The following is a 7,037-nucleotide window of genomic DNA, read 5'->3' on the forward strand; positions in this document are numbered from 1 at the left end:
CATCGGGGCCGCGAGGGAAGCCGGGCGCGACGAGGCGCGCCCGGCCCGCGATGGTCACCAGATGCGGACGCGATCCTCGGGGGCGAGCCAGAGGCCGTCGCCTTCCTTGACGTCGAACGCCTCGTGGAACTCGGGCATGTTCCGCACGACGCCGTTGCAGCGGAACTCGGCCGGCGAATGCGGGTCGGTGGTCAGCCGACGCGCCAGCTCGGCGTCGCGGAACTTGGTCCGCCACGCCTGCGCCCAGCCGAGGAAGAACCGCTGGTCGCCGGTCAGGCCGTCGATCACCGGGGCCTCCTTGCCTTCGAGCGACCGCTTGTAGGCGCGGTACGCGATGGACAGGCCCCCCAGGTCGCCGATGTTCTCGCCGATCGTCAGCGCCCCGTTGACCTTCCGGCCGGGGAGCTGCTTCGGCTCGAACTCGTTGTACTGCTCGATGAGCTTGTTGGCTCGCGCCTCGAATTCCTTCCGGTCGGCGTCGGTCCACCAGTTGATCATGTTGCCGTCGCCGTCGGACTTCGACCCCTGGTCGTCGAACCCGTGGCCGATCTCGTGGCCGATCACCGCGCCGATCGCCCCGTAGTTGACCGCGTCGTCGGCCGTCAGGTCGAAGAACGGCGGCTGGAGGATCGCCGCGGGGAAGACGATCTCGTTGAGGGTCGGATTGTAGTAGGCGTTCACGGTGTGGGGCGTCATCCCCCACTCGTCGCGGTCGATCGGCCCGCCGAGCTTGGCGAGGTCGCGGTCGTTCTCGAAGGCGTTCGCCCGGCGGACGTTCCCCAGCAGGTCGTCGGCCTTGATCTCCAGCTTCGAGTAATCCCGCCAGACGTCCGGGTAGCCGATCTTCGGCGCGAACTTCGCCAGCTTCTCCAGCGCCTTCGCGCGGGTCTCGGGGCTCATCCAGTCGAGATTGCTGATGTTTTCGTGATAGGCCGCGGTCAGGTTGTCGACCAGTTCCTTCATGCGGGCCTTGGCCTCGGGGGGGAAGTGGCGCTCGACGTAGAGCTTGCCCACGGCCTCCCCCATCGCGCCGGAGACCAGGCCGACCCCGCGCTTCCAGCGGGCGGGGAGTTCCGGCGTGCCGGAGAGCGTCCGGCCGAAGAACGCGAAGTCCTCCTCGACGAACGGCCGGCTCAGGTAGTCGGCCGCGCCGTGGACGAGCTTCCAGCGCAGGAACGTCTTCCAGTCTTCGAGCGGGACCTCCTCGATCAGCTTCGACGCGGCGGCGAAGAAGTCGGGCTGGCCGACGACGACCTCGTCGAGCTTCGGGGCGCCCTGGTTCTCGAACCACGCCCGCCAGTCGACGGCCGGGGCGAGCGATTCCAGCTCGGCGAACGTCTTCTTGTTGTAGGTGAGCGTGCGGTCGCGGCGCTTGACGCGGTCCCAGTGGTGCTTGGCGATCGCGGTCTCGAGCTCCATCACCTTCGCCGCGGCGGCCTCGGGGTCCGCGACCCCCGCCAGCGCGAGCATGCGGCCGACGTGCGCGACGAACGCCTCGCGAATCTCCTGATACTGCGGCTCGCGGTAGTACGACTCGTCCGGCAGGCTGATCCCCCCCTGCCCCATGTAGACGACGTACTGGTCCGACTTCTTGGCGTCGACCCCGACCCCCGCGCCGAAGACGCCGCCGACCCCCTCGCGTTGGAGCGAGCCGAGCAGCGCGACCAGCCCCTTCTTGTCGGTCAGGGCGTCGACCCGGGCCAGGTCGTCGGCGAGGGGCTTGATCCCCAGTTCGTCGACGCGGGCCTCGTCCATGAAGCTCTTGTAGAGGTCGCCGACCTTGCGGGCCTCGGACCCGGCGGGGGCGTCGGACTTCTCGGCCTCCTCGATGATGGCGCGGATGGCCGCGTCGCTCTCCTCGACGAGCCGGTCGAACGTCCCCCACCGGGGCTTGTCGGCCGGGATCTCGGTCTTCTCGATCCAGCCGCCGTTGACGTGGCGGAAGAAGTCGTCCTGGGCGCGGACGGCGGCGTCGAAGCCGGAGCGGTCGACGCCCGAGCGGGGCGGCGCGGGGTCGTCGCCGCGGGCGGCCGGCGCGGCGAGCGCGGCGGCGGCGAGGAGGAGGGTCGCGAGGCGCGGTCCAGACGTCGAGATCACGGCGATGGTCCCTTCCCTGATGATCAATTCATTCGAACGCGACGCGCCCGCGCCCGGTCGAACCGGGCCCGGGCGCGACGACGAGCCCCCCGGGGCTCACTTCGGGTCGAGATTCTTCTTGAGATCCTCGGCCGAGACCTCGCACTCGACGCCCCCCTCGGGGACTTCGAGGCCGGCGGTCCAGAGGATCGCGTTGAGGTTGAGCTTGCGGAAGTTGGGGTCGCCCCAGTTGACGTGGTTGTGGCCGCCGGTGAATCCGTAGCCGCGGCCGCCGTCGGGACGCTCCACGACCCAGGCCAGCACCTCGGGCCGCCCCTTGGCCTCCTGGATGTGCTTGTACGGGCCGCCGGGCGACGTGTGCGGGGTGTCGCGGGTGGCGTCGTCGGGCGTGGCCGTCAGGATCGGGGTCACGCCTTCCATGTCGGGGCGGAACCGGATGTTGTAGTACCACTCGTCCTTGATGGCGAACGGCTTGACGCCGCGCGTGATCGGGTGATCCGGCAGGCTCTCGAACCGGGCCGTCCAGTGCGGGTTGGTGGAGAAGTACGTCTCGTAGTGCCCGCCGATCCAGTCGATGAACTTGTTGCCCGGGATCCCCTTGGGGACCTCGACGGCGTAGTGCATGAAGCCCAGGCCCACGCCCTTGTCGACGAGCTTCTGGAGCCGCTGGAGGTGGTCGCCCTGGATGGCGGGGTGGCCGCCGCCTCCGTCCATGTAGAAGATCAACGCCTTGGCGCCGTCGAAGACGGAATCGTCCTCGGGCCACCCGCCGGTCACGACGACCGGCTCCACGCCGGGCGCCTCGGCCAGGCACTTCGCCAGCAGCTTGATGCCGGCGTTGAACTCGTGGTCGCCGGGCCCGTGGCTGGGCCGGCCCGCGAGCAGGACGATCTTGGTCGGCTCCGCGGCGTCGGCGGTCGCGGCCGGCGCCGCGAGCGCGAGGGCCGTCAGGCCGATTGCGAGGGTTCGGATCATGGGGCGTCCCCTGGTGCCGTGAACGATTGCGAGGGAAGTAGGCGATCGAGGGTCGGGAGACGATCGCGACGCCCTTCCCCCCTGGTGGGGGAAGGTGGCCCGGAGGGCCGGATGAGGGGGGGACGAGCCGCACGGGTTTCGGAGTTCGAAGGGGCCGACCACGGCCGCCGGCGTGGGCAACGACCCGAAGTCCGAAGCTCGGCGGGCGGGCTCCCCCTCATCTGACTCCTCCGGAGTCTGTCTTCCCCCTCCAGGGGGGAAGACCGTCATGTCGGCCCCCGCGAGGATCGTCGGCGGGGCGCGGCGGGGATCCCGCGCGTCGCCCCGCCGCTCGGTCTCGCGTCAGATCAGCTCGGTGACGCCCGGCCGGGGGAACTCGGGCTCGGCGAGGCTCCCCTTCAGGTCGAGATCCTTGGGGAAGGTGTCGAGCTTGGAGTTGAGGGCCTCTTCCCAGGTCACGGCCTTGCCGGTGTAGGCCGACATCCGGCCCATGATCATCGACAGCGTGCTCTCGGCGACCTGGCGCAGCTCGTTGATCGGCTTGCCGGAGACGATGCTCTCCAGCAGGTCGACGTGCTCGTGGACGAAGGCGTTGCCGTCCTGGACGCGGACCCGCTCGCGGTTCGCGCCCGAGAAGCGGTAGCCGTTGCTCTGGAACCGGCCCTTGGTCCCGACGATCGTCTCGGAGACGTTGTTCTCGCAGTCGGGGATCTGCCGGCACATCGACATCACGTGGACGTCGTTGGGGTACTCGTAGTCGACGGCGAAGTGGTCGTAGCTCTGGCCCAGCTCGGGGGCGTCGGGCTGCTGGCGGCCCCCCATGCCGACGGCGCGGATGGGGTGGGCGCCGATGGCCCAGTTGGCGACGTCCACGTTGTGGATGTGCTGCTCGACGATGTGGTCGCCGCACAGCCAGAGGAAGTGATACCAGTTGCGCAGCTGGTACTCGACGTCGGTCCACTCGGGCTGGCGCTTGCGGGCCCAGATGGCGCCCTGGTTCCAGTAGACCTGGCCGCCGTTGACCTCGCCGATCGCCCCGTCGTGGATCCGCTTCAGGCTCTCGACGTAGCCGGGCTGGTGACGGCGCTGGGTGCCGGCCAGGACGGCCAGGTTCTTCTCCTTGGCCTTGTCGGCCGCGGCCAGCACCCGGCGGATGCCGGTGCCGTCGACGGCGACGGGCTTCTCGGCGAAGAGGTGCTTGCCGGCCTCGACCACCGCCTCGATGTGCCCCGGCCGGAAGCCCGGCGGCGTGGCCAGGATCACCAGGTCGCTGGCCTCGATCACCTTCTTGTAGGCGTCCAGGCCGACGAAGCAGCGGTCGTCGGAGACGTCGTACTTGTCCTTGGTGTGCTGGCCGTTCTTGGTCGCCTCGCGGCAGTTCCGCAGGTGATCCTCGAAGACGTCGCCCAGGGCGACGATCTTGATGTTGTACGTGCCGCCGGCGGCCTCGCAGATGTTGTCCACGGCGCCGGTGCCCCGGCCGCCGCAGCCGACGAGGCCGACCTTGATGACGTCGTTGCCTCGGGCGTGGGCGTTGGGGAGGAGGGCGAGCCCGGCGGCGGCGGCCGACGAGGCCCTGAGGAACGCGCGGCGGTTCGGATCGGTCATGACTCGACGACTCCCGGGAAGAGGAAGAGGGGGACGGGTCGGGCCTCACGCGGCCGGGCTCGTCCCGCCCCGGACTGACTGTCTACCTACGCCATCCGACGGGAAGGTCGGGGTCCGGCGACGCTCAGCGCGTCCCCTGGCCCTTGACCACCAGCGACTTCACCCCCTTGAGCGTCTCCGTCTCCTCCAGCGGGCGGACGACGCGGAAGCCGATGAAGTGGGCCTCGGTGTGCCACCAGATGCTCTGCGGGCGCTGGGGGTCCTGAATGCTCCACTCGGGCTCGGACCCCCGGCGGGCGGCGCTTCGCAGCCGCTCCGGGTCGTCGTCCCAGGACCCCCCACGCACCACGTAAGAGTATTCCTTGGCGGTCGGCGCGGCGAAAGGGTTTAGCGTCGGCTCGTCGGCCGAGAACTGCTTGTAGAAGTCCGGGACGTAGTGGTCCAGGCACCATTCGGCCACGTTGCCCTGGATGTCGAACAGGCCCCACGGGTTGGCCTTCTTCTTGCCGACGGGCATCGGCTTCTCCGCGTTCTCGACGTACCACGCGTACTCTTCCAGGTCCTCCGGCTCGTCGCCGAAGAAGTACGGCGTCTTGCTCCCGGCGCGGCTGGCGTACTCCCACTCGGCCTCGGTCGGCAGGCGGTAGAGGACGCCGGTCTTCTCGGAGAGCCAGCGGGTGTATTCCATGGCCGCGTGGTGGGTCATGCAGATGGCCGGCTGGCCGCGATGGCCGTAGCCGAAGGTCATGTCGGCGTACGGGGGCGTCGGCCGGGTCACGGCGTCGGCGGCCATCTCGGTCGCGACCTGGTTCCGCAGGTCCACGCCCTCGCGGGTCTTCTTCTTGATGTCCAGCGAGAAGCAGAACAGGTCGAACTCGTCCCAGGTGACCTCCTTCGTCCCCATCCAGAACGGCGGGACCTTCACCAGGTGCTGGGGCCCCTCGTCCTCCTCGCGGCCCTCCTCGTCCTCGGGGCTCCCCATGAGGAATTCGCCGCCGGGGATGGGGACCAGGTCGAATTCGACGCCGGTCCCGGGGATCTCCTGGGTGTACGGCTTCATCTCCGCTTCGGTCTTCGGGGTCGGGGCCTGGGCCGAGGCGACGCCGGGCCAGGCCCAGGCGAGGGCCGCGGCCAGGGCCGTGGAGAGGCGGAGGGCATGCGTCGGGCGGATCACTTTGATATGCTCCAAGCGGGTCGCGGCTCGGCCGGGAGCGGTCCCGGGGGCCGAGACGCAGGACGATCGGCGGGGGGATGTCGTGGCTCGTATGGCGGTGGGCTTGCGCGTGTGCGCCTCGATCCTCGCGGCGGTCGCCCTCGGGCGGGCGGCGGCCGAGGAGCCGAGGCGTTTCGAGTTCGTCGAAACCCACATGGGGAGCCCCTTCACGATCCTTTTATACAGCCCCGACGAGGGGACCGCTAGTCGCGCGTCCCGCGCCGCGTTCGATCGGATCGCCCGGCTCGACGCCGTTTTGAGCGACTACGAACCGGACAGCGAACTGTCGCGACTGGCCGACTCCGCCGGCGGCCCGCCGGTCGCCGTCGGGCCGGATCTGTTCGACGTGCTGGAGAAGTCGCGCGAGTGGCACGCCCGCTCCGGCGGCCTCCTCGACCCGACCATCGCCCCGGTCGGCCGCCTCTGGCGCAGGGCCCGTCGCGAGCGGAAGCTCCCCGACCCGTCGAGAATCGCCGACGCCCTCGCGCTCGTCGGCATGGACAAGCTGATCCTCGACCCCGCCGCGCGGACCGTCCGGTTGTCGAAGCCGGGCATGAAGCTGGACGTGGGGGGGATCGCCAAGGGGCTCGCCGCGCAAGCGGGGATCGACGTCCTCCGCGAGCACGGCGTCGACCGCGCGCTGGTCGCCGCCGCCGGCGACATCGTCGTCTCCGGCCCCCCCCCCGGCGCCGAGGGCTGGACGATCGGCGTGGCGAGCCTGGAGCCCACGAAGACGCCCCCCGAGATCTACCTATCCCTGAAGGATTGCGCGACTTCCACCTCGGGGGACGCCGAGCGGTTCGTGGTCATCGACGGCCGGCGCTACTCGCACATCATCAGCCCGAAGACCGGGCAGGCCTTCGAGGAGCGTGCCAGCGTGACGGTCGTCGCCCCCGACGGCACGACCGCCGACGCCCTGGAGACCACCGTCTACATGATGGGCCCGGAAAAGGGCCTCGCCTGGATCGACACGATCCCGGGCGCCTCGGCCGTCTACACCCGCGAGGAAGGCGGCACCGTCCGCCGCCACGAATCCACCCGATTCCGCGACGTCCCCCGCGCCGTCCCCGACCGGCCCCGCCCCTGACGCCCCGCCCCGATAGCCCGGGTCGTGACCGATAACCTGTTGTGGGGGGGGGGGGGG

General features: G+C 70.3%; 5 protein-coding genes. 1 reads left to right on the forward strand and 4 read right to left on the reverse strand.

Features of this window, described 5'->3' with window-relative positions:
* Nucleotides 1-54: 54 nt before the first annotated feature.
* From WG209_RS20190 to WG209_RS20205, 4 genes are all read right to left on the reverse strand, one after another.
* Nucleotides 55-2,097, reverse strand: coding sequence for a M13 family metallopeptidase (locus tag WG209_RS20190; protein WP_337176895.1), 2,043 nt, complete (start codon nucleotides 2,095-2,097; stop codon nucleotides 55-57).
* 96 nt (nucleotides 2,098-2,193) lie between these two features.
* Complete coding sequence (locus WG209_RS20195; RefSeq protein ID WP_337176896.1) at nucleotides 2,194-3,072, reverse strand: ThuA domain-containing protein; 879 nt, start codon at nucleotides 3,070-3,072, stop codon at nucleotides 2,194-2,196.
* A 342-nt stretch (nucleotides 3,073-3,414) separates the two neighbouring features.
* Complete coding sequence (locus WG209_RS20200; protein WP_337176897.1) at nucleotides 3,415-4,680, reverse strand: Gfo/Idh/MocA family oxidoreductase; 1,266 nt, start codon at nucleotides 4,678-4,680, stop codon at nucleotides 3,415-3,417.
* A gap of 124 nt (nucleotides 4,681-4,804) precedes the next feature.
* Nucleotides 4,805-5,869, reverse strand: coding sequence for an SUMF1/EgtB/PvdO family nonheme iron enzyme (locus tag WG209_RS20205; protein WP_337176898.1), 1,065 nt, complete (start codon nucleotides 5,867-5,869; stop codon nucleotides 4,805-4,807).
* 76 nt (nucleotides 5,870-5,945) lie between these two features.
* Between WG209_RS20205 and WG209_RS20210 the strand changes: the two genes are divergently transcribed.
* Complete coding sequence (locus WG209_RS20210) at nucleotides 5,946-6,980, forward strand: FAD:protein FMN transferase (protein WP_337176899.1); 1,035 nt, start codon at nucleotides 5,946-5,948, stop codon at nucleotides 6,978-6,980.
* Nucleotides 6,981-7,037: the final 57 nt, after the last annotated feature.

The sequence above is a fragment of the Paludisphaera sp. genome (assembly GCF_037189885.1).
In the GTDB taxonomy this organism is placed as follows: domain Bacteria; phylum Planctomycetota; class Planctomycetia; order Isosphaerales; family Isosphaeraceae; genus Paludisphaera.

Bases quoted from the DNA above. Each gene is read 5' to 3' on its own strand.
- WG209_RS20195 (WP_337176896.1), bottom strand. From the start codon at position 3,072: ATGATCCGAACCCTCGCAATCGGCCTGACGGCCCTCGCGCTCGCGGCG.
- WG209_RS20200 (WP_337176897.1), bottom strand. From the start codon at position 4,680: ATGACCGATCCGAACCGCCGCGCGTTCCTCAGGGCCTCGTCGGCCGCC.
- WG209_RS20210 (WP_337176899.1), top strand. From the start codon at position 5,946: ATGGCGGTGGGCTTGCGCGTGTGCGCCTCGATCCTCGCGGCGGTCGCC.